Origin of the sequence: Streptomyces xylophagus, assembly GCF_000716435.1 — a bacterium.
GTDB classification, from domain to species: Bacteria; Actinomycetota; Actinomycetes; order Streptomycetales; family Streptomycetaceae; genus Streptomyces; species Streptomyces xylophagus.
In genome coordinates this window covers 196,347-217,606 of record NZ_JNWO01000001.1, presented here as the reverse complement: position 1 = coordinate 217,606, position 21,260 = coordinate 196,347, and the positions used below count along the sequence as shown (strand labels likewise).

Genomic DNA, 21,260 nt, shown 5'->3' with positions numbered 1-21,260 from the left:
CCTTATGGGAGAGGGGTGTTGGCGAGTTTCGTCGTCATCGCCAGAGGCGTTTGTCGTCCGGGACCGCGAGGGCGCGGTCGTCCTGGTGGTGGGTTCCCTGGGGTTCGCGCAGGGGGACGACGCCGACGCAGCGGCCGTCGCGGTCCAGGATGCGGCCCATGTGTTTCACCGTGCGCAGGACCACCGAGCGGTCGTCGATCACGAGGCGTGGGAGGCGGCGCGACAGGTGTGCTTCGAAGGTGTGCACGTCGGCGAGGGCGCGCAGCCATACGTCGATGACGAGGTTGTGCGGGCCCGCGGTGATCGCGCAGGAGCGGACCTCTCGTACGCCGGACAGGACGCGGCTGGTCTCTTCCAGGTACTGGGCGGGCACGGACGCGAAGTAGACCGCCGACAGCGGCCAGCCGGACAGGGGTCTGGCCAGGTCGCAGCGCAGGCTCACCCGTGAGGCCAGCAGCGACTGGAGTCTGCGGCGCACGGTGGTGAGGCCGACGCCGGTGGCGGTCGCGAGGGCGCGGATCGACATCCGGCCGTCGGAGCTGAGCAGTTCGAGGATCTGCGCGTCCAGGGAGTCCCAGAGCGCGGGGGTCCCGGTGCCGGTGTCGGGCGGTACGTCCGAGGCGTGGCTCGCCTCGATGCGGGCGCACTGGGCCGCGTCCAGACTGCGCAGCCGCCAGCGGCTGCCCTCGGTGGGGACACCGGTGGAGACATGGGTGCGGGTCGCCCGCACGCCGGGCGTCTGCTGGAAGAGCCGGGTGGTGAGGTGGGCGAGTTCGTCGAGGTCCCGGGTCTGTACGGCGGTCACGACATCGCGGCCACCGGCGGTGATCTTGACGTTCGCGACGGCGTGTTCGGCGGCGAGGGCGCGTGCCACGTCCTCGGCGACGCCCGGTTCGGTGTCGACCTCGACGATGCCCGTCACCACGATCCGGAAGTCCGACAGCCGCGGATAGGCGGTCACCCAGGCCAGCCCTGCCTCCTCCAGCCGCTGCCAGCGCCGGGCGACCGTCACCGGATTCACGCCCAGGACGTCGCCCACCAGGGTCCACGGGGCCCGGGGGTGAATCTGCAGCGCGTGCACGACACCGCGGTCCAGTTCGTCGAGTTCGGCGGCAGCGAAATCCTGCGCCTCCTGGGACGGCGTATTCCTGCGCGCCCGACTGAAATCAGGATCGGAAGCTGCACCGTAGCGCGGGGTTATCTCGTCCATTGCAGACTCCCTTTCGCCTGTTCCTGATACCGAGGTTCCCCGATACCGCGGTTCCTGATACCGAGGAGTGATTCGGCCCCACCATGACGGATGCCATGACGCAAGAGACCTTTCGGACCATTTTGCGCGTCGAGAACGCCCGCCTCATCGACGGTACCGGTGCTCTCCCGGTGACCGACGCCGTCGTCGTCGCGGACGCTGAGGGAACGCTCACCTACGCCGGACCGGCGGCCACGGCCCCACCCGTGCCCGGCGACGCGTCCGCGGTCCGGATCATCGACGCCGGTGGCCGGACCGTGCTCCCCGGGTTCTTCGACTGCCACACCCACCTCGCGTACGCGCAGGGCTCGCCGCCCGGGCGGCGCGGCGAACTGGACCCGGTCCTGGTGACCTACGACACGGCGACGCGGCTGCGGCAGACCCTGGACGCGGGTATCACCACCGCCCGTGACCTGGGCGGACTGTCGACCGGGTTCCGTACGGCCGTGGAGACCGGCCGGATCGTCGGCCCCCGGCTGCACACCGCCGTACGGATCATCAGCCACACCGGCGGCCACGGCGACTTCCGTCTCCTCGACGGCACCGACCTCAGCGGCGGCGAGATGGCCGAACTGGCCGACACCGTGGACGAGTCGCGGCTCGCCGTGCGCAGGATGATCCGCGCGGGCGCCGACGTGATCAAGATCTGCGCGACCGGTGGCATGGCCAGCCCCTACGACCAGCCCGAGGACGAGGGCCTGATGGAGGAGGAGATCCGGGCCGTGGTCGACGAGTGCCGGCGCCACGGCGGCAAGCCGGTCGCCGCGCACGCGCAGGGCACCGCAGGCATCCTCAACGCCATCCGCGGCGGCGTCACCAGCATCGAGCACGGCTACGGCCTGGACGAGCGGGCGCTGGACCTGGCGGGCGAGCGCGGGACCTATGTCGTACCGACCCTGTCCACAGTGTTCGCGGGCATCGACAAGGACCTGATGCCGGAGCACCACTACCAGAAGAAGGTCCGCTGGTCGGGCATCACCAAGGAGAACATCGCCCGCGCCATCGACCAGGGCGCCCGCATCGCGCTCGGCACCGACGCGGCCGTCTGCCCGCACGGCCAGAACCTGCTGGAACTCCGCTACCTCGTCGACCTGGGCATGGACCCGATGGCCGCGATCGTCGCCGGCACCCGTGTCTCCGCCGAACTCCTCGGCCTGTCCGAGCAGTTGGGCACCCTGACCGTGGGCAAGACCGCCGACCTGGTCCTGTGCGACGGCGACCCGCTCGCGGACATCGGCGTGCTCGGCGATCCCGGCAACATCGTGTGTGTCGTCCAGGACGGCGTCGTACGCAAGGATCTGCTGCCCGCGGCCGGGGCGCGCTGACCGTCTCACCGTCGGAGGGCCGGCAGGACCGAGGCGCCGATGGTCTCGATCAGGTCGGTGGGCGGGTCGTAGGAGCCGACGTGCTGGAGGAACACGTCGGTCACGCCCGAGGCGCGCAGGGTGCGGAGCCGTTCGGTGATCTGTGCGGCCGTACCGAAGAGGCAGAACTCCTGGGCGAAGCGGACGGCCGTCTCGTCGCTGATCCAGGCCGAGCAGATCCTGACGGCCTCGTCCCAGTCCTCGGCGTGCACGAGATCCGGATAGACGCCGTCGACCGTCGCCGGGACGTCCACCTCGATGCCCGCGAGTGCGAGGAACGACGCGCCGCCGTTCTGCGCGATCGAGGCGCAGATCGGTTTGATCAGACGGGCCTCGGCCTCGATGTCGTCGGTCACCGCGCAGAACGCGGACACGGTCACCGGTAGCGCGTCGGCATTCCGGCCGGCCGCTTCGGCGCCTTCCCTCACCCGGGCGGTGGCTGCGGCGAGGGTGCGCGGTGAGACACCGCTGAGCAGGATGACGCCGTCGGCGATCTCGCCGGCGAGGCGCAGGTTGCGCGGCCCGCTCGCCGCCAGGTGCAGCGGTACGGAGGGCTGGGGATCGCGGAGCCGGGAGCGGACCTTGCCCTCGAAGTCCCAGTCGCGCCCGTCCAGCAGGGCCCGCAGCATGCTCAGCCCCTCACGCAGTTCCGCCGAGCCGGTCTGGCGCAGGCCGACGGGTGCGACGGAGCTGTTGCCCACGCCGAGGCCGAGGGTGAACCTGCCGGGCGCGAGTTCGGCGACGCTGCGCGCGGCCGACGCGACGACGGACGGGTGCCGGGTCGCGAGGTTGGTGACGGCGGTGCCGAGGCCGATCCGCTCGGTGGCGAGGGCGGCGGCGGTCAGCGTGGTGAAGACGTCCCGCCACAGCAGTTGCGAGTCGGGGAACCACACCTGGTCGAAGCCGAGTTCCTCGGCGCGGCGCACGGTCCGGGCCAACCGGTCCGCCCTGTCGCACGGCGGAATGCGCACGCCTATCCGCAGCGGGCCCTCGTCGGTGCTCGTGTCGCGAAGAACGCTCATGGCGACGACCCTAAGGACGGGTGAGACGCCGCCAAACGTCAGCGGTCCGTTGAGCGATCCGTCCGCGCGGTACGGCCGGAAGCCGATGCGGGTGTCCGCGCCCCGGAAGGGCACGGGCACCCGCATCCCGGTTGTGGCTATGCCCGGGCGGTCGGCGGCAGGAACGTCATGGTCATCGTGTCGGGCTTGACGGTGACGACGGCCTGGGCGCGTGGCGGACGTGAGGTCAGTGCGAAGCGGGGCCAGGTCTGCAGGACGGTCGCGAGGATGATCTGGAGTTCGGCCCAGGCGAAGTTCTCGCCGATGCACTTGCGGCGGCCGTCGCCGAAGGCGAGGAAGGAGCCTCGGGTGTCCGGGGTGCGCCCGGGTGTCCAGCGGTCCGGGTCGAAGGTGTCGGGGTCGGGGAAATGGTCCGGGTCGTGCTGGTGCAGATAGGGGCTCCAGACCACGTCCGCGCCCCGGGGGATGCGGTGGCCACCCAGGTCGACGTCACGGGCGGCGGTCCTGGTCACCATCCAGGCCGGCCCGTATTTTCGGATGGCTTCCTGCAACACCCGGCGGGAGTAAGGGAGTTGGTCGAGGTCGTCGTAGCGCAGGGGTCGGTCGCCGCACACCGACTCCAGTTCCTCGCGCAGCCGTCGCTCGATGCCAGGGTTGCGTGTGATCTCGTACAGGGTCCAGGCCAGGGTGGTGCCGGTGGTCTCGATCGCTCCGGTCAGCAGGGTGATGGCCTCGTCCTGGAGCTGCTGCCGGCCCAGCGACTCCTCCGCGGCCAGCAGGGTCGCGAACAGGCCGGGCTTCTCCTCGCTCCGGGCGGTGTCCGCGTGCGGGCAGCCCGTCGTCTCGGCGGAGGTCGCGCGTGCGGCGCCGTGGTGGTCGATGGCCTGGTCGATCAGCGTGCGCAGCCGGGCGACGCGCTCGGCGTGGGCGCGGTTCATGGGCAGCGGGAGGCGGGTCACCCAGGCCGGGAGGATGGTCTGCCGGATCGTTCCTTCCATGATGGCCGGCATGAGTGCGGTGAACTCGCCCGCCAGATGTCCGGGCAGATCGGCGCCGAAGAGGGCGACCAGGAAGGCGGCCAGGGTGATCGCGTTCATGTCCGCGTACACCTCACGCGGTTGCGCCCCGGGCCAGGCACCGACGATCTCCCGCACCTGTTCGATCATGGCGTCGCCGCGTTCGGCGATGTGCGCCTTGTTGAACATCGGCTGCATCAGACGCCGGTTGCGCAGATGCGTGTCCCCGTCGGCGACGGTGGCCAGCCCGTCGCCGAAGAAGACCCGGAGCGCGTCGATGATCTTTCCGCCCTTGGTGAAGTCCGCGGCGTCGGTCACCAGGACCCGCCGGGTCAGGGCGGGGTCGGTGACCACATAGGCCGGGGTGGGGCCGATGCGTATGCGAACGACACTGCCGTGCTCGCGCAGCGAGGTGATGAAGGGCAGCGGGTCGCGGGCCAGCCGGTGCCCGTGTCCGATCAGGGGCAGGGCACCGGGAGCGGACGGGGCACGGACGCCGGTGGATGAGGTCATGGGAGCGCTCAACGGATCTCCTCTTGGGGGAGGCAACCACAAACGCCCGCATGACTGCCCAAGATCAGCTTCCGGAATGCAATCCGGAAATGATCCTTCCGTCACACTCCCTGATTCAACGACGACACTGCTGAATCCCATGAGGAGGAACTGTTGGACTCGCCCCGCGCACGGAGGCACAGTAGGCACGTCGATCACCCCGACGGCACCACCCCCGAATGCACCTCGCGGAGACCCCCCGATGAACCACGTCGCAGATCCTGAGCGCTACAACGGCACCATGCGCTACCGCCGCACCGGCCGCTCGGGGCTCGACCTGCCCCTGCTGTCCCTGGGCTACTGGCACAACTTCGGTGACGACCGCCCGTTCGAGACACAGCGCGAGATCGCGCTGCGCGCCTTCGACCTCGGCATCACCCACCACGACCTGGCGAACAACTACGGCCCGCCCTACGGCGCCGCCGAGATCAACTTCGGCCGGCTGCTCAAGCAGGACCTCGCGCCGTACCGGGACGAGCTGGTCGTCTCCACCAAGGCCGGCTGGGACATGTGGCCCGGCCCCTACGGCCAGGGCGGCGGCTCCCGCAAGTACGTCCTGGCCTCGCTCGACCAGTCGCTGAAGCGCACCGGCCTCGACTACGTGGACATCTTCTACTCCCACCGTCTCGACGCGGGCACCCCGCTCGAAGAGACGATGGGCGCACTGGACACCGCCGTCCGCCAGGGCAAGGCCCTCTACGTCGGCATCTCCTCCTACGACGCCGAGCGCTCCCGTGAGGCCGCCGCGATCCTGCGTGAGCTGGGCACGCCGCTGCTCATCCATCAGCCGTCGTACAACATGCTCAACCGCTGGATCGAGAACGACGGCCTCCTGGACGCCGCGCAGGACGAGGGCTTCGGGGTCATCGGATTCACGGCACTGTCGCAGGGGCTGCTGACCGGGCGGTACCTGGACGGGATTCCGGAGGGGTCGCGGGCCGCGCAGGGCACGTCGTTCGACGCGGGCTGGCTGACGGAGGACATGGTGCGCCGGCTGCGCGCGCTGAACGACATGGCGGCCAAGCGCGGGCAGACCCTGGCGCAGATGGCGCTCGCCTGGGCGCTGCGCGACGAGCGGGTCACCTCGCTCGTCATCGGCGCGTCCCGCACGGAGCAGCTCGAACAGAACGTGGCGGCGCTGGACAACCTCGCCTTCAGCGACGAGGAGCTGACCGAGATCGACTCGTACGCCGTCGACGGCGGCGTCGACCTGTGGCAGGACGCGCGGACTGGGAAACTCGGCTGAGTCGCAAGGTGCCGGCCGTCATGGCCGGCACCTCCCAGGACACCGCGGAGGCATGACGTACATGACAGTTGACGGCTCGGTCGAGCATCTGGACGGCACCAGCGGCGGCGAGAGCGCCCCCACGACGCAGGCGGTGCTGGAGACGCTGACGCCCAGCGCGACCTTCCTCGTCGTCACCGTGGAGCCGGGCGGCGAGGAGAAGACACGCCAACTCCTCGAAGATCTGGGCGGGTTGATCCGATCCATCGGGTTCCGCGCGCCGGACGGGCGGCTCAGCTGTGTGACCGGTGTCGGATCGGAGGTGTGGGACCGGCTGTTCGAGGGCCCGCGTCCCGCCGAGCTGCATCCGTTCCGCGAACTCGCCGGCGACCGCCACACGGCCGTCTCCACCCCGGGCGACCTGCTGTTCCACATCAAGGCCGTACGGGCCGACCTCTGCTTCGAGTTGGCCACCGAGATCATGGGCCGGCTGGGCGGCGCGGTCGTGGTGCGCGACGAGGTGTCCGGGTTCCAGTACTTCGACGTACGCGATCTGCTGGGCTTCGTCGACGGCACGGAGAACCCCGTCGGGGAGGTGGCCCGCCAGGCGGTGGTGGTCGGCGGCGAGGACCCTGAGTTCGCGGGCGGCAGCTACGTGATCGTGCAGAAGTACGTGCACGACATGGCCGCCTGGAACGCGCTCCCCGTGGAACAGCAGGAACGGGCCATCGGGCGCACGAAGTTGACCAACATGGAGATGGACGACGACGTCAAACCGGCCGACTCGCACATCGCGCTCAACGTCATCACCGGCCCCGACGGCACCGAGCGGAAGATCCTGCGCGACAACATGCCGTTCGGCAGCGCGGGACAGGGCGAGTTCGGCACCTACTTCATCGGGTACGCCCGTACGCCCTCGGTCACCGAACAGATGCTGCGCAACATGTTCCTTGGCACCGACTCCGCGTCCCACGACCGCATCCTGGACTTCTCCACGGCCGTCACCGGAAGCCTCTTCTTCGTCCCCTCGGCGGACTTCCTGGACGACCTGCCGGCCTCCCCGGGGCGAGCAACTTAAGTGAACGGTTAACCAGCCGTTGACACCCCTGTCCGCCGGGCGCCCAATGAGGCCCGGACGCGGCACCCGGCCGACCGGCCGACTGCCGTGCGAGACAGGGGGATTGCGGTATGCAGGTTCCCGCTCCGTTCGAGTACCAGCGGGTCGGCAGCGTGAGCGAGGCGGTCGCGCTGCTCGACCGGCTGGGCGACACGGCACGGCTGGTGGCCGGCGGGCACAGTCTGATCCCGATGATGAAGTTGCGGCTGGCCAACTTCGAGTACCTGATCGACATCAACGACCTGCACGACGAACTGGGTTACGTCCGCGTCGAACCCGGGCTGATCCGCATCGGCGCGATGACCCGCCACCGCGAGCTCCTGGAGTCCGACGAACTCGCCGCCGCCTTCCCGGTGTTCCGCGACGCCGAGCGCGTCATCGCCGACCCGGTGGTGCGCAACCGGGGCACGCTCGGCGGCTCCCTCTGCCAGGCCGACCCGTCCGAGGATCTCTCCGCGGTGTGCACGACGCTCGACGCGAGCTGCGTGATCCAGGGCATGGACGGCGAACGGGTGGTGTCCATGGAGGACTTCCACCGCGGACCGTACGAGACCGCCGTGGGCGACGCGGAGATCCTCACCGAGGTCCGCATCCCGGTCCGCCCGAACGGGTCCAGCGCGTACGAGAAGGTCGAACGGCGGGCCGGTGACTGGGCGGTGGTGTCTGCCGGTGCCGCGGTCTGGCTGGACGGCGACGGACTGATCGCCGACGCCCGGGTGGGACTCGCCGCCGTGGGCCCGAACACCGCGGGCATCCCCGGCATCGCCGACGCCCTGCGCGGCCGGCACCCGACCGAGGAACTGTACGGACGGGCCGGGGACATCGCCGCCGAGGCCTGCTCCCCCGTGACCGACCGGCGCGGCAGCGCCGAGTACAAGCGCCATCTGGCACGGGAGTTGACCGTGCGCGTGCTGCGCCGGGCCGTGGCCCGCATCGACGGACAGGAGGTGTGATCGTGCAGGTCAGCATGACGGTCAACGGCGAAGAGGTCACCCGGGAGATAGAGGGGCGGCTGCTGCTGGTCCACTTCCTGCGCGACCACCTCCGGCTCACCGGCACCCACTGGGGATGCGACACCAGCAACTGCGGTACGTGCGTGGTGTGGTTGGACGGCGAACCGGTCAAGTCCTGCACGGTCCTTGCCGCGATGGCGGGCGGGCACGAGGTACGCACGGTCGAGGGACTCGAACAGAACGGTGAACTCGACCCGGTACAGCGCGGATTCGTCGAGTGCCACGGTCTGCAGTGCGGCTTCTGCACACCCGGCATGATGATGACCGCGCGTGCGCTGCTGGACCGCAACCCCGACCCCTCCGACACGGAGATCCGGGAGGCGATCTCCGGGCAGATCTGCCGCTGCACCGGCTACGCGACCATCGTCCGCTCCGTCCGGTGGGCGGCGGCGGAGGAGGCCGGGACCCGAACGTCCCTGGAAACCCAGGCCACTTCGGGGAGCGCGTCATGACCGCCGTCTCCGAGAACGGCCACCGCACCGCGTTCGTCGACAACGACAAGAAGCCCTGCGGGCACGGTCGCATGCTCCGCAAGGAGGACCCGCGCTTCGTCCGCGGCAAGGGCCGCTACGTCGACGACCTCGACCTGCCCGGCATGCTCCATCTGGCCATCCTGCGCTCGCCGTTCGCGCACGCCCGCGTCCTCTCCGTCGACACCACTCTCGCCGAGGCCCACCCGAAGGTCCGCCTGGTCGTCACCGGCGCCATGCTCGCCGAGAAGGGCCTGGCGTGGATGCCGACCCTCTCGAACGACGTGCAGGCGGTCCTGGCCACCGACAAGGTCCGCTTCCAGGGCCAGGAGGTCGCCTTCGTCGTAGCGGAAGACCGCTACGCGGCCCGGGACGCCCTGGAGTTGATCGACGTCGAGTACGAGCCGCTGGACCCGGTGATCGACGTCCGCACCGCCCTCTCCCCCGACGCGCCCGTCATCCGCGACGACCTGGAGGGCAAGGCCGACAACCACTGCTTCGACTGGGAGACCGGCGACGAGGCCGAGACCGAGGCCGTCTTCGCCCGCGCGGACGTCGTGGTCACCGAGGACATCGTCTACCCGCGCGTGCACCCGGCACCGATGGAGACATGCGGCGCGGTCGCGGACTTCGACCAGGTCGACGGCCGACTGACCCTCTGGTCCACCACCCAGGCCCCACACGCCCACCGCACCCTCTACGCGATCGTCGCCGGGCTGCCCGAGCACAAGATCCGGGTGATCTCCCCCGACATCGGCGGCGGCTTCGGCAACAAGGTGCCGATCTACCCGGGTTACGTGTGCGCGATCGTCGGCTCGCTGCTGACCGGCAAACCGGTGAAGTGGATGGAGGACCGCGCGGAGAACCTCATCAGCACCGGCTTCGCCCGCGACTACGTGATGCGCGGCGAGATCGCGGCCACCCGCGACGGCCGCATCCTCGCCGTCCGCACCCAAGTCCTCGCCGACCACGGCGCGTTCAACGGCACGGCCGCCCCCGTGAAGTACCCGGCCGGCTTCTTCGGTGTCTTCACCGGCAGCTACGACATCGAGGCCGCCCACTGCAAGATGACCGCCGTCTACACCAACAAGGCGCCGGGCGGGGTCGCTTACGCCTGCTCGTTCCGCATCACCGAGGCCGTGTACCTCATCGAGCGGATCGTGGACTGTCTCGCGTACGAACTCGCCATGGACCCGGTCGAGTTGAGGATGAAGAACTTCATCCGGCCCGAACAGTTCCCCTTCCGCACCAAGACGGGCTGGGTCTACGACTCCGGCAACTACGCGCCCACCATGGAACTGGCCAAGGAACTCGCCGGCTACGACGCGCTGCGTGCCGAGCAGGCCGAGAAGCGGGCCCGCGGTGAACTCATGGGCATCGGCGTCTCGTTCTTCACCGAGGCGGTCGGTGCCGGGCCCCGCAAGGACATGGACATCCTCGGCCTCGGCATGGCCGACGGCTGCGAACTGCGGGTGCATCCGACCGGTAAGGCGGTCGTACGGCTCTCGGTGCAGTCGCAGGGGCAGGGGCACGAGACGACGTTCGCGCAGATCGTCGCCGAGGAACTCGGCATCCCGCCGCAGGACATCGACGTCGTACACGGCGACACCGACCAGACGCCCTTCGGTCTCGGCACCTACGGCAGCCGCTCCACCCCCGTCTCGGGCGCCGCCGCCGCGCTGGTCGCCCGCAAGGTGCGGGACAAGGCACGGCTGATCGCCTCCGGGATGCTGGAGGTGTCGGTCGCCGACCTGGAGTGGGAGAAGGGTTCCTTCCATGTCGCGGGCGACCCGGAGGCCTCGGTCACCATCCAGGCCATCGCGATGCGGGCACACGGCGCGGGCGACCTGCCCGAGGGAGTGGAGGGCGGGCTGGAAGCGCAGATCTGCTACAACCCGGAGAACCTCACCTATCCGCACGGCGCCTACATCTGCGTCGTCGACATCGATCCGGGTACCGCGAAGGTGACCGTCCGCCGCTTCGTCGCGGTCGACGACTGCGGCACCCGCATCAACCCGATGATCATCGAGGGGCAGGTGCACGGCGGGCTCACGGACGGGGTCGGCATGGCGCTGATGGAGATGATCTCCTTCGACGAGGACGGCAACTGTCTCAGCGGTTCGCTGATGGACTATCTGATCCCGACCTCGCTCGAAGTCCCCGACTGGGAGACCGGGTTCACCGTCACACCCTCCCCGCACCACCCCATCGGCGCCAAGGGGGTCGGCGAGTCCGCGACGGTCGGCTCGCCGCCCGCGATCGTCAACGCGGTGGTCGACGCCCTGAAGCCGTACGGCATCCGGCACGCGGACATGCCCCTCACGCCCTCGCGGGTGTGGGAGGCGATGCAGGGCCGACCGACTCCGCCGATCTGAAGGTGGCTGTGATGACCGGCAAGTTGAGTGCCCGCGCGCTCGAACTCACCGAGCGGCGCGTGCCGTTCGTCCACGCACGCGTGGTCCGCGCCCAGGCGCCCGCCTCGGCACACCCCGGCGACGAGGCCATCGTGCACGGCGACGGCACCATCGACGGCTTCGTCGGCGGCCAGTGCGCCGAGGGGTCGGTGCGTACGGCCGCGCTGGGCGCCCTGCACGACGGCGGACCGCTGCTGCTGCGCGTCCTGCCGCAGGGGGACGCCGAGTTCCCGGAGACACCCGGGGCGCGGGTCGTGGTCAACCCCTGCCTGTCCGGCGGGGCGTTGGAGATCTTCCTGGAGCCGGTGCTGCCGCCGCCGCTGATCGAGATCGTCGGGACCACGCCCGTCGCGGAGGCCTGCGTCGCGTTCGCCGGCCTGCTCGGCTACGCCACGGCCCGCTCGCTGCCCGAAGGACCGCCCAGCGAGCACACCGCCGCCGTGATCGTGGCCGGGCAGGGTCACGGCGACGCGGAGTCCCTGCGCGCCGCCCTCGACGCGGGCGTCGGGCACATCGCGCTGGTCGCCAGTCATCGCCGCGCCGCCGCCCTCCTCGACGAACTCGGCCTGACCGACGCGGAACGGGCCCGTGTGCAGGCTCCGGCCGGGCTGGACATCGGCGCCCGTACGCCGGCCGAGATCGCGCTGTCGATCCTCGCGGACGTGGTGCGGGTCGTACACACGTCGAAGGCACCCGTGCCCGAGCGCCCTTCTCAGGCCGTGGACCCGGTGTGCGGGATGACCGTCACCGTGCGCGCCGACACACCCCATCTCGCCACTGGGGAGGGCGAGTTCTGGTTCTGCGGGACGGGCTGCCGGGACCACTGGTCCGCGGGTGGGCGGGCCACCGGGTGAGCGGACTGTTCACGGACGCCGATGACGTACGGCGGCGGCTCGACGAGGCCGGCCACTTCGTCGACGACGGCACGGCGACCGCCCTCCTCCTCGCCACCCTGCTCGACCGGCCGCTGCTGTTGGAGGGCGAGCCCGGCGTGGGCAAGACGAGTGCCGCGAAGGCCCTCGCCAAGGCACTGGACACCTCGTTGATCCGGCTGCAGTGCTACGAGGGGCTGACGGCGGGCGAGGCGCTGTACGAGTGGAACTACCAGCGCCAACTGCTCGCCGTCCGGCTCACCGAGGCGCACGGGCGGGAGCTGTCCGACGCCGACCTGTTCACCGAGGACTTCCTGCTCGACCGGCCCCTCTTGCGGGCGGTACGCCATCAAGGTCCGCAGCCGCCCGTGCTGTTGATCGACGAGATCGACCGGGCCGACGACGAGTTCGAGGCGCTGCTCTTCGAGTTCCTGGGCGAACGGTCCATCAGCATCCCGGAGTTGGGCACCTTCACCGCCATACGGCCGCCCGTCGTGGTGCTGACCTCGAACCGCAGCCGGGAGCTCCACGACGCGCTGCGCCGGCGCTGCCTCTACCACTGGATCGACTTCCCCACGCCCGAACGCACGGCGGAGATCCTGCGCCGCACGGTACCGGCCGCGAACGAGCCGCTGATCGCGTCGACGACCCAATTCATCGGCCGGGTACGGGAGTTGGACCTCGACAAGCCACCAGGCATGGCGGAGGCGATCGACTGGGTCTCCGCCCTCGCGGCCCTGCGGGTCGCACGGCTGGCCCGCGACGACATCGTCCGCACGCTCAGCACGGTCGCCAAGAGCCCCGACGACCGCACAGCCGTGGTCGGGGCCCTCGACGCACTCGGCTATCCCGAAGAAGCGAGGAGACCATGAAGATCGACAACGAGTTCAGCGTCGGCGTGCCGGTCGACCGGGCGTGGCAGGCGCTCACCGATCTGGAGGCCCTCGCCCCGTGCATGCCCGGCGCCGAACTCACCGGCGTCGACGGCGAAGTCCACCGGGGAAAGGTCAAAGTCAAAGTCGGGCCCATGGTCAGCCAGTTCGCGGGCACCGCACGCTTCGTGGAACGGGACGAGGCCGCCCACCACGCCGTGATCAGCGCGGCCGGCAAGGACATGCGCGGGGGCGGCAACGCGTCCGCGACGGTCGACGCCCGGCTGCGCGGCGAGGGCGCGGGCACGGTCGTGACGGTCAGCACCGACCTCAACATCAGCGGCAGGCTGGCCCAGTTCGGCAGCGGCATGATCAAGGAGATCTCGGAGAAGCTGTTCGCCCAGTTCGTGGCGAACGTGGAGACGCAGTTGCTGGCGACGCAGGAACCGGAGGCGGAACCGGAAGCGCAGGCGGTCCCGACGGCACCCGTGGCGCAGTCGGCGCCGACTGCGCCGCTGGACCTGATGCAGGTGGCCGGTGCGTCGGTGTACAAGCGGCTGATCCCCGCAGTCGTCGCGGCCGTCGTCATCGCAGTGGTGGTCTATCTGCTGGTCCGATGACACCAACTGGCCCGCTGCTGCCCGCCGTCGACCGGGCCGCCTTCGCCACCGCGCTGGCCGCCCGGCTCAGGGAGCACGGCGTGCCGGTGGGCCTGACCGCCACCCGGGACTTCGTGCACGCGCTCGCCGCGGCCCCGCCCGGGACACGGACGGCGCTGTACTGGACGGCTCGCGTCACCCTAGTACGCGACCATCCCGAACTGGCCCGCTTCGACCAGGTCTTCGACGCGGTCTTCGGACAGTCCGTGCTCGCTCTCGACCCGAACGCGCGCCGCAACGGGCACGGCGCGGGGGCCGACGGACGGGACCGGACTCCTGCCGGTGCTCCTCCCGGGGCCCCTGTCGGCGGTGCCGGTCTGCCGTGGGTGACCCTGCCGCCCGCCGTGGACGCTGCCGACCACCGTGCGGACCGCGCCCTGACCGTGCCCGAGCGCCTGCCGAGCGAGCTGGCGGCCTCGGTGGACACACCGTTCGGGGAACTCAGCCCCGAGGAGGCCGAGTTGCTCGGTCGCTGGCTCGAAGCGCGGCTGCGGGAGTGGCCGGTGCGTCGTACGCGGCGCCACTCCGTGCGGGCGGGCGGTCATCGGGTGGCGCTGCGGGAGACGGTGGCCCGGGCCCGGCGCACCGGCTGGGAGCCGGTACGGCTGGTCCGGGCGGGACCGGTGGACCGGCCGCGCCGTGTCGTCGTGCTGTGTGACGTGAGCCGGTCGATGCAGGCGCAGGCGGTGGCGTATCTGCATCTGATGCGGGCCCTCGCGCTGACGACGCATGCCGAGGTCTTCGCATTCGCCACGTCCTTGACCCGGCTCACCACGGTGCTCGCGCGCCGCTCGGCGCAGGAGGCGTTCGGCGAGGCGACGGAGCGGGTCACCGACCGGTTCGGCGGCACCCGCATCGCCCACTGCCTGGGCACACTCCTCACCTCGCACCACGGCGGCGCCCTGCGCGGCGCGGTCGTACTGATCGCCTCGGACGGCTGGGACGGCGATCCGCCGGACAAACTGGCCAGAGTCATGGCCAGGCTACGACGCCGCGCCCACACCGTGATCTGGCTCAACCCCCGGGCCGCGGCCCCCGGTTTCGCCCCCCGCACGACGACGATGACGGCAGCCCTCCCGCACATCGACCTACTCCTGCCGGCAGACAGTTTCGGCGCGCTGTTACGGGTACCGGCCGAGATCGCAAAGCTCGGGAGGCCGCGCGAAGCGCGCCTCCCAGGGGCGCGGGGAACTGCGCGACAAGCCCCCACCGGCCCGCAGGCGAAGAACTACGCCCTCAACTCCACAACGTCACATGAATAGCCGGCCGGAACCGCCCCGCCGTAACCCCCGCCCCACGCAGCATCGCCTGCGTGGCCCGCGGCGTAGTGACAAACCGCCGCAACTCCGCGGCAGCGGCCGGCGCTTCACGATCGGGAAGGGTGAGCAGGTTCCACGAACCACGCGCGGGCAGTTGGGGCCCGTTCAGCCGACGGAGATCCCCCTCGGCCAGATCCTTGGTCACAGCGAAGGCGACCGCGAGAGCAACTCCCTTGCCCCGCTTGGCCTCGTCGACCGACGCGGCATGACTCTGAAAGATCCGCTGGTTGTGTTCCGGGATTCCCAGCCGCCGCAGCACCGACGGCACCATCCCCGTCCGCCCGACCGCCGAGGGCCCCAACAGCCAGGTCTGCCCCCGCAGTTCAGCCGCGCCCGCACTCGCCCCGGCCCCCGTCGCGAGCGGATGATCGGGCCCTACGACGGCGATGACCTGGTAGTTGAGGAAGTGCGTGCAGGTCATCGTCTCGTCGAGGGTGGCGGGGCGGGGCCCGATCGCCACATCGACGGAGCGGTTGAGCAGCAGGGAGGGGAAGTTCTGCGGGCTGTGCACACTGAGTTCGACGTCGAGGTCGTCCGCGCGCCCCGCGAACAGTTCGATCAGGCCGGGTGCGGCGTGTTCGGCGAAGAGGCTCGACGCGGCGACCCGCAGCAGTCGCCGGCCGGAGCCGGCCTGCTTCACCTCGAGGATCGTCTGGTCCTGCAGTCCCAGCATCTCGGCGGCCCGGCTGGCCAGCCGCAGCCCGCCGGGGGTGAAAGCCAGCCCGTTGACCGTGCGGGCGAAGAGCTTGTCGCCGAGTTCCCTGCGCAGATGCGCGATGTGGATCGACACGGCCGACTCCGTCACGGCGAGATCGGCCGCGGCGGCCTTCACGGAACCGAGGCGGACGGTCGCCGCGAAGGCCCGAAGCTGTGCCGGGGTCAACCAGAACCTCCCGCACTCACCACGGGTGCCCATTCACCTGTGCCGTGGACCTCAAATTAGCGCACCTGTTCGCCGAGGGCCATGGTCGCGCCGAGAGCCACAGGGACACAGGAAAAACACAGGTGGGAGAGTTCAGCGGTCCGCCAAAGCCCGTACACCGCAAGGGTGTTGACGTGCACACACCGGCCTGCGATGGTCTGGACCTGGCGCAGCCAGTAGCGCCCCCACCGCCAAGAACTGGAGTCGGCGTGCCCGAACTGACACCCCCCACCGACAGCCCGACAAGAGCCCCGAAGTCCCGCGGCCGGCGCCTGCGCCGCTCCGCCGTCGTCACCGTCCTCGGTGCGCTGGCCCTCGTCGTCGGGCAGGCAACAGCCGCCCAGGCCAACGTACTTACTCTGCTTCCGCAGAACGCCGACGGCCTGGAGCAGACGTTCTCCCCGGCCTACGACTACGACGGCGACGGCTGCTACGCCACGGCCGCCATCGGTCTGGACGGCACCATCAACCCCGGGCTGAAGCTCGGTGGTGACGTCAACGGGCACTGCCACGACATGGCCCAGCTGAACAACGCCAACACGTACTCGCGGACGAAGTGCAACAACGACTGGTGCGCGGTCATGTACGCCAGCTACTTCGAGAAGGACCAGGTCACCCTGGGTCCGGCGGCGATCGGGCACACCCACGACTGGGAGCACGTCGTGGTGTGGATCAAGGACAACACGGTCCAGTACGTGTCGGTGTCGCAGCACTCCGCCTACCAGGTGTCGGCGGCCTCGGGGGTGCGCTTCGACGGCACGCACCCCAAGATCGTCTACCACAAGGACGGCATCGGCTCGCACGACTTCCGCTTCGCCAACACCAACGACGAGCCCGCGGAGAACGCCACCGGCAACTGGTTCTACCCGCGCCTGGTGGGCTGGAACGGCTACCCGGCCGGCCTCAAGGACAAGCTCCTGGCCGCCGACTTCGGTTCGGCCACGCTGAAGATCAGGGACAGCGACTTCAACTACGCCCTGTCCATCGCGGAGCCGTCCGGCATCTCGTTCGACCCGAACGCGTGATGCCGGCCCGGCCTCGGAACTGGTCTTACGGGCGAGTCTCGTAGCGCGGTTTCGGGGCCGGGTGGATGTTCTGGTTGAGGCGGAAGACGTTGTCCGGGTCACGGTCGGCCTTGATGCGGGCCAGGCGCTCGTAGTTGCCGCGGTAGCTGGCCCGGACGCGTTCCTGTCCCTCGTCCATCATCATGTTCACGTAGGCGCCGCCCGCCGAGTACGGGTGCAGGGCCTCCTGGTAGTCGATGGTCCACCTCTTGATGAGGTCGGCGTTGGCTGGGTCCCTGTCGACGCCGGCGAAGACGGACGCCCAGCGTGCGTCGCGATAGGCCCACGGGGTCTCGTCGTTGCCGACGTCGTGGGCGGCGCCGTCGATCGGATAGAGGTGCATCGTCGACTGCGGGGTCGGCACCTCCGCCCCGAACTTGGCGTGGAGTTCCACCGCGTCGTCGGGGATGTCGTTGACGAAGTCGGCGCGCCAGTACCACTGGTCACCCGGCGGGTAGAGCCCGTCGAACATGCCCTGCATGTCCGGGTGTTGCATCGGTCCGGCCGCGTGCAGCAGCGGTGCGGGCAGTGCGTCGAGCAGCGGGGCCATCTCCCGCGCGGCGGCCTCGGTGTCGCCGCCGGTGTAGCACCACACGACGCCGGCCGTCTTGCGCAGCTGGATCTCCTCGGGGAACGGCGGGGCGGGCGGCACGCTGCCGTAGAGGAAGAAAGCGGTCAGTTCACGGGGGGCGTTGGGCAGGAACTCCCGGTAGGCGGTGAGGACTTCGGCGCTGATCTCGACCGGCCAGAAGGTGGGTCCGGCGACGACCGTGCTGATCTCGTGCAGCCGGAACAGGAACGAGGTGACGACACCGAAGTTTCCGCCGCCGCCCCTCACCGCCCAGAACAGGTCGCTGTTCTCGTCGGCGCTCGCCCGCACCCGGCTGCCGTCGGCCAGTACGAGGTCGGCCTCCAGCAGGTTGTCGATGGTCAGGCCGCACTTGCGGGTGAGGTGGCCGAGCCCGCCGCCGGTGGCGATGCCGCCGACGCCGGTGGTGGAGATGATGCCGCTGGGGGTGGCGAGTCCGTGCGCGTTGGTGGCGCGGTCCACCTCGCCCCAGACGCAGCCGCCGCCGACCTGGACGGTACGGGCCTCGGGGTCGACGTGGATGTCCTTCAGCGGGGAGAGATCGGCGACCACTCCCTCGTCGACGGTGCCGAGTCCGGCTCCGTGGTGGCCGCCGCCGCGTATCGCGAGGGGCAGGTCGTGGGCACGGGCGAAGGCGATCACGCGGGCCACGGCGTCGGGATCGGCGCAGCGCGCGATCAGCGCGGGCCGTTTGTCGATCATCGCGTTGTAGACGGCGCGGGCCTCCGGATAGGCGGCGTCGTCCGGGCCGATCAACTCCCCTGTGAAGTCGGTCAGTTCACGGCGAGCGGCCTGGGCGGGTGTGCTGGACATGCGGTCCCCGTTTCGTGGTGCTCTGGATGACCTGCTTGTTCTATTTCGACCGGATCGGCGCGGTCATCCGTGCGCGTCACCCACCTCGGCGCCTACGGGTACCTACGTTTCGCCGCCCGGGAGCAGGCCCAGCTCCGTGGCGCGGGCCGCTGCCTGCCGTCGGGTGGGCGCGTCCAGCTTCTCCAGTACGGCTCGCACGTGGTTGTCGACGGTACGGACGGACACGACAAGGCGGTCGGCGATCTCCGGGTTGGTCAGGCCGTCCACCAGCAGGCGTACGACCTGGAGTTGGCGTTCCGTGAGACCGGCCGGGTTGCCCCGGGTCGCCGCGTGCGGGCCGCGCGGGATGTGGCGGACGCCGAGGTCGCGCAGTTCGGCGCGGAGGAGGCGGGCGAGGGGTTCGGCGCCGAGTGCGTCGAGTCGGATGAGCGCGGTGAGTTTGTCGGCGGGGTCGGGGCTCTCCGCGAGCGCGGCGGCGTGTTCGTAGGGGCAGCCGGCCTGCTGCCACAGGTCCGCGGCCCGTTTCCACTCCCCGGCTGCCTGCAACGCGTACGGGTGATCACTGTCGTCGACGGGCACGGACTGCCCCACCTTGCCGAGCCAGTAGCCGAGTTCGGCCCGGTACGGCCCGTAGGCGAGGCGGCCCGCCTGCGCGTGCACCGGACCGGCCGCCTCGGCCGCCGCCGCGTGGTCGCCCCGCAGCCAGGCCGCCTCCGCCCGTACGGCCGCGACCGGGCCCGTGCGCTGCAACTCCCCGGCCCGTACGGCGATCTCCCAGGCCTGTGCGAGGAGTTCGTCAGCGCCCGGCCTGCCGCACCGGACGCGCACGCGGGCCAGGACGGTCAGCGCGGGACAGCGGGCCGGTACGAAGTCGTGCATCCCGTACTCGGCGTGCCGCTCGGCGTCCTCCCAGTCGGCGGCGGCGAGCCGGCGCATGGCCTGCTCGACGTGGAGGTAGTTGAGGAACCCCAAGTGCTCGGCGCGGTCGGCGAGTTCCATGGCCGGGGGCAGGAAGAGGTCGGCCTCGGTGTACTGGAGGTTGTCGAGGAGGGACCAGATGATGTTGGCGTAGGACCGGCAGGCGTGTTCGACCTCCCCTGCGGCGAGCGCCACGGCGAGGCTCTCCTCCAACTGCCGTCGCCCGTCCGGGTCTCCGCCGCGCCAGCGGGCGGCACCCACGTTGTTGAGGGCGTGGGCCAGGATCGCGGCGTCGTCCGCGCGCCGGGCCAGGGCGATGGCGCGCTCGCCGTGCGCGATGGCCTCGGCGTACCGGTCGGACAGCATGCGCAGCTGGGCGGTGTTGCTGAGGGCGAGGGCCAACAGCCGGTCGTCTCCGGCGTGTTCGAGGACGGCGATGGCCTCTTTTGCCGCGTCCTGTGCCTCCTTCGCATGCCCCGCCCACCAGTGGATGCGGGACAGCCAGCGCAGATCGGCGCCGAGGGCGAGGGTGTCGCCGAGGGAGCGGCGCAGGGCCACGGCGTCACGTTGCGCGGTGACGGCCTCGACTGAGTCGGCGAGGGTGTAGCACTCGACGGCGTAGCGTTCGAGCAGGTCGGCGAGTTCGGCGGGGGCGTAGCGGTGCCGCTGCCGCAGCACGAGCCGTAGATGGGCGGCGGCCTCGCGGTGGGCACCGGCCTCCGTGGCGTCCCGGGCCGCGTCGGGGCCGTAGCGGGCGATGGCGTCCTGGTCGCCGGCCTGCGCGGCGTGGTGGACGATACGGGCCGGGTCGGAGCCGGGCCGGGCCACGAGCGCGGCGAGGACGGCGCGGTTGAGGTCGATACGGCGGGCCGCGGGTAGAGAGTCGACGACGGCGCGGCGGATCAACTCGTGGCGGAACGCAACCCGTTCGGGGGCCACCGTGAGCAGTCCGCGCTGCTCGGCGGCGGCGAGCCCTGCGACGCCGTCGGCCAACAGCGTGTCGACGAGGGGCCGTTCGACGGCCGAGGGGACGACGGCGAGTTGCTCCAGCGCGTCCACAGTCCGGGCGTCGAGTCCGCGCAGTCGGGCGAGCACCGCGTCGACGACCGTCGGGGGCACTCCCCCGGTGCCGCCGGCCGCGAGGACCTCGGCGACGAAGAAGGGGTTGCCCGAGGTCACCTCGTACACCTGCGCCGGATCGAGCCTGCTGGCCGAACTGAGCGTGTGGACTGCGGACTTGGAGAGGCGTGCCAGCGGCAGCCGGTGCACGCGGTCCGCCTGGGACACCTGACCGAGAAGGTGCCGCAGCGGGTGCTCGCGGCTCAGCTCGTCGTCCCGGTAGGTGAGGACGAGTACGGCGGGCAGCCGCTCCATCCGCCGGACCAGAAAGCGCAGGGCGTCCAGCGAGGCCTCGTCGGCCCAGTGGACGTCCTCCACCACGAGTACCGACGGATGCGGTACCCCGGCCAACTCACCTTGCAGGGCTTCGTAGACGCGGTTGCGGTCGCCGCCCTCCATGACGGCCTGGGCGAGTTCGGCGCCGACGCTGCCGATGAGGTCGCGGAACGGGCCGAGGGGACGGCGGGTGGCGAGATCATCGCACTGCCCCAGGAGGATGCGTGTGCGGTCGGGCAGTCGGTCCGGCATGGCCTTCACCAGGCTCGACTTGCCGATGCCGGCCTCACCGAAGACGAGCGCCACGGAACCGGCCCCGTCCGCCGCCTCACGTGCGGCCGAAGCCAATCGCGCCAGCTCGGGCTCGCGCTCGAGGATCCCCCAATCCACGCGGT

17 protein-coding genes are annotated in these 21,260 nt (G+C 70.8%); 11 read left to right on the top strand and 6 right to left on the bottom strand.

Translation table 11 applies throughout. The annotated features are described in order from the left end of the window. Positions 1-34: 34 nt before the first annotated feature. Positions 35-1,210, bottom strand: coding sequence for an Lrp/AsnC family transcriptional regulator (locus OO70_RS00950; protein WP_043662551.1), 1,176 nt, complete (start codon positions 1,208-1,210; stop codon positions 35-37). Between the two features lie 83 nt (positions 1,211-1,293). Here OO70_RS00950 and OO70_RS00945 point away from each other — a divergent pair, with 83 nt between their 5' ends. Further along, the gene (locus tag OO70_RS00945; protein ID WP_199827222.1) at positions 1,294-2,574 is read left to right on the top strand and encodes a metal-dependent hydrolase family protein; all 1,281 of its coding nucleotides are present in this window, start codon (positions 1,294-1,296) and stop codon (positions 2,572-2,574) included. 5 nt (positions 2,575-2,579) lie between these two features. On the opposite strand, the gene OO70_RS00940 is transcribed toward OO70_RS00945, so the two are convergent. Continuing rightward, positions 2,580-3,635 (bottom strand): LLM class flavin-dependent oxidoreductase, encoded by a 1,056-nt coding sequence (locus OO70_RS00940; protein ID WP_043663453.1) that lies wholly within the window; start codon positions 3,633-3,635, stop codon positions 2,580-2,582. 137 nt (positions 3,636-3,772) lie between these two features. Then, a complete protein-coding gene (locus OO70_RS00935) occupies positions 3,773-5,164 on the bottom strand; it encodes a cytochrome P450 (RefSeq protein ID WP_234336655.1) in 1,392 nt (463 codons plus the stop codon). 241 nt (positions 5,165-5,405) lie between these two features. On the opposite strand from OO70_RS00935, the gene mgrA reads away from it, so the two are divergent. The 9 genes from mgrA to OO70_RS00890 all read left to right on the top strand — a co-directional run bounded on the left by mgrA (position 5,406) and on the right by OO70_RS00890 (position 15,107). Further along, positions 5,406-6,449 (top strand): L-glyceraldehyde 3-phosphate reductase, encoded by a 1,044-nt coding sequence (gene mgrA / locus OO70_RS00930; protein ID WP_043662548.1) that lies wholly within the window; start codon positions 5,406-5,408, stop codon positions 6,447-6,449. Positions 6,450-6,510: 61 nt separating this feature from the next. After that, positions 6,511-7,506 (top strand): Dyp-type peroxidase, encoded by a 996-nt coding sequence (locus OO70_RS00925; protein WP_407702734.1) that lies wholly within the window; start codon positions 6,511-6,513, stop codon positions 7,504-7,506. A gap of 110 nt (positions 7,507-7,616) precedes the next feature. Continuing rightward, positions 7,617-8,498, top strand: coding sequence for an FAD binding domain-containing protein (locus tag OO70_RS00920; RefSeq protein ID WP_043662546.1), 882 nt, complete (start codon positions 7,617-7,619; stop codon positions 8,496-8,498). Continuing rightward, entirely contained in the window at positions 8,495-9,010 is a 516-nt protein-coding gene (locus OO70_RS00915; RefSeq protein ID WP_407702721.1) for a (2Fe-2S)-binding protein, read from the top strand. The genes OO70_RS00920 and OO70_RS00915 overlap by 4 nt, the downstream gene beginning before the upstream one ends. Beyond that, positions 9,007-11,403 carry an aerobic carbon-monoxide dehydrogenase large subunit gene (locus OO70_RS00910; RefSeq protein ID WP_043662544.1) on the top strand — a complete coding sequence of 799 codons (2,397 nt, stop codon included), beginning with the start codon at positions 9,007-9,009 and terminating at the stop codon, positions 11,401-11,403. Before OO70_RS00915 ends, OO70_RS00910 begins: the two co-directional genes overlap by 4 nt. Before the next feature lie 11 nt (positions 11,404-11,414). Continuing rightward, on the top strand, positions 11,415-12,296 hold the full coding sequence (locus OO70_RS00905; RefSeq protein WP_043662542.1) for an XdhC family protein: 882 nt from the start codon (positions 11,415-11,417) through the stop codon (positions 12,294-12,296). Next, the gene (locus tag OO70_RS00900; protein WP_043662540.1) at positions 12,293-13,186 is read left to right on the top strand and encodes an AAA family ATPase; all 894 of its coding nucleotides are present in this window, start codon (positions 12,293-12,295) and stop codon (positions 13,184-13,186) included. The genes OO70_RS00905 and OO70_RS00900 overlap by 4 nt, the downstream gene beginning before the upstream one ends. After that, positions 13,183-13,806: an SRPBCC family protein gene (locus OO70_RS00895; RefSeq protein WP_043662538.1), complete on the top strand. Its 624-nt coding sequence runs from the start codon at positions 13,183-13,185 to the stop codon at positions 13,804-13,806. Before OO70_RS00900 ends, OO70_RS00895 begins: the two co-directional genes overlap by 4 nt. Then, positions 13,803-15,107: a vWA domain-containing protein gene (locus OO70_RS00890; protein WP_043662536.1), complete on the top strand. Its 1,305-nt coding sequence runs from the start codon at positions 13,803-13,805 to the stop codon at positions 15,105-15,107. The genes OO70_RS00895 and OO70_RS00890 overlap by 4 nt, the downstream gene beginning before the upstream one ends. Here the strand turns inward: OO70_RS00890 and OO70_RS00885 are convergent. Continuing rightward, positions 15,082-16,047: a LysR family transcriptional regulator gene (locus tag OO70_RS00885; protein ID WP_043662534.1), complete on the bottom strand. Its 966-nt coding sequence runs from the start codon at positions 16,045-16,047 to the stop codon at positions 15,082-15,084. The two genes, OO70_RS00890 and OO70_RS00885, sit on opposite strands and share 26 nt — an antisense overlap. A 311-nt stretch (positions 16,048-16,358) precedes the next feature. On the opposite strand from OO70_RS00885, the gene OO70_RS00880 reads away from it, so the two are divergent. Beyond that, complete coding sequence (locus OO70_RS00880; protein ID WP_043663445.1) at positions 16,359-17,111, top strand: NPP1 family protein; 753 nt, start codon at positions 16,359-16,361, stop codon at positions 17,109-17,111. 25 nt (positions 17,112-17,136) lie between these two features. On the opposite strand, the gene OO70_RS00875 is transcribed toward OO70_RS00880, so the two are convergent. Both OO70_RS00875 and OO70_RS00870 read right to left on the bottom strand, forming a co-directional pair. Then, complete coding sequence (locus tag OO70_RS00875; RefSeq protein WP_043662532.1) at positions 17,137-18,552, bottom strand: FAD-binding oxidoreductase; 1,416 nt, start codon at positions 18,550-18,552, stop codon at positions 17,137-17,139. A 102-nt stretch (positions 18,553-18,654) separates the two neighbouring features. Beyond that, positions 18,655-21,255, bottom strand: a complete 2,601-nt coding sequence (locus tag OO70_RS00870; RefSeq protein ID WP_043662531.1) for an ATP-binding protein — start codon at positions 21,253-21,255, stop codon at positions 18,655-18,657. Positions 21,256-21,260: the final 5 nt, after the last annotated feature.

Excerpts from the sequence above, each read along its gene's own strand:
- OO70_RS00950 (WP_043662551.1), bottom strand. The coding sequence starts at position 1,210 with ATGGACGAGATAACCCCGCGCTACGGTGCAGCTTCCGATCCTGATTTC.
- OO70_RS00945 (WP_199827222.1), top strand. The coding sequence starts at position 1,294 with ATGACGGATGCCATGACGCAAGAGACCTTTCGGACCATTTTGCGCGTC.
- OO70_RS00940 (WP_043663453.1), bottom strand. The coding sequence starts at position 3,635 with ATGAGCGTTCTTCGCGACACGAGCACCGACGAGGGCCCGCTGCGGATA.
- OO70_RS00935 (WP_234336655.1), bottom strand. The coding sequence starts at position 5,164 with ATGACCTCATCCACCGGCGTCCGTGCCCCGTCCGCTCCCGGTGCCCTG.
- mgrA (WP_043662548.1), top strand. The coding sequence starts at position 5,406 with ATGAACCACGTCGCAGATCCTGAGCGCTACAACGGCACCATGCGCTAC.
- OO70_RS00925 (WP_407702734.1), top strand. The coding sequence starts at position 6,511 with ATGACAGTTGACGGCTCGGTCGAGCATCTGGACGGCACCAGCGGCGGC.
- OO70_RS00920 (WP_043662546.1), top strand. The coding sequence starts at position 7,617 with ATGCAGGTTCCCGCTCCGTTCGAGTACCAGCGGGTCGGCAGCGTGAGC.
- OO70_RS00910 (WP_043662544.1), top strand. The coding sequence starts at position 9,007 with ATGACCGCCGTCTCCGAGAACGGCCACCGCACCGCGTTCGTCGACAAC.
- OO70_RS00905 (WP_043662542.1), top strand. The coding sequence starts at position 11,415 with ATGACCGGCAAGTTGAGTGCCCGCGCGCTCGAACTCACCGAGCGGCGC.
- OO70_RS00895 (WP_043662538.1), top strand. The coding sequence starts at position 13,183 with ATGAAGATCGACAACGAGTTCAGCGTCGGCGTGCCGGTCGACCGGGCG.
- OO70_RS00890 (WP_043662536.1), top strand. The coding sequence starts at position 13,803 with ATGACACCAACTGGCCCGCTGCTGCCCGCCGTCGACCGGGCCGCCTTC.
- OO70_RS00875 (WP_043662532.1), bottom strand. The coding sequence starts at position 18,552 with ATGTCCAGCACACCCGCCCAGGCCGCTCGCCGTGAACTGACCGACTTC.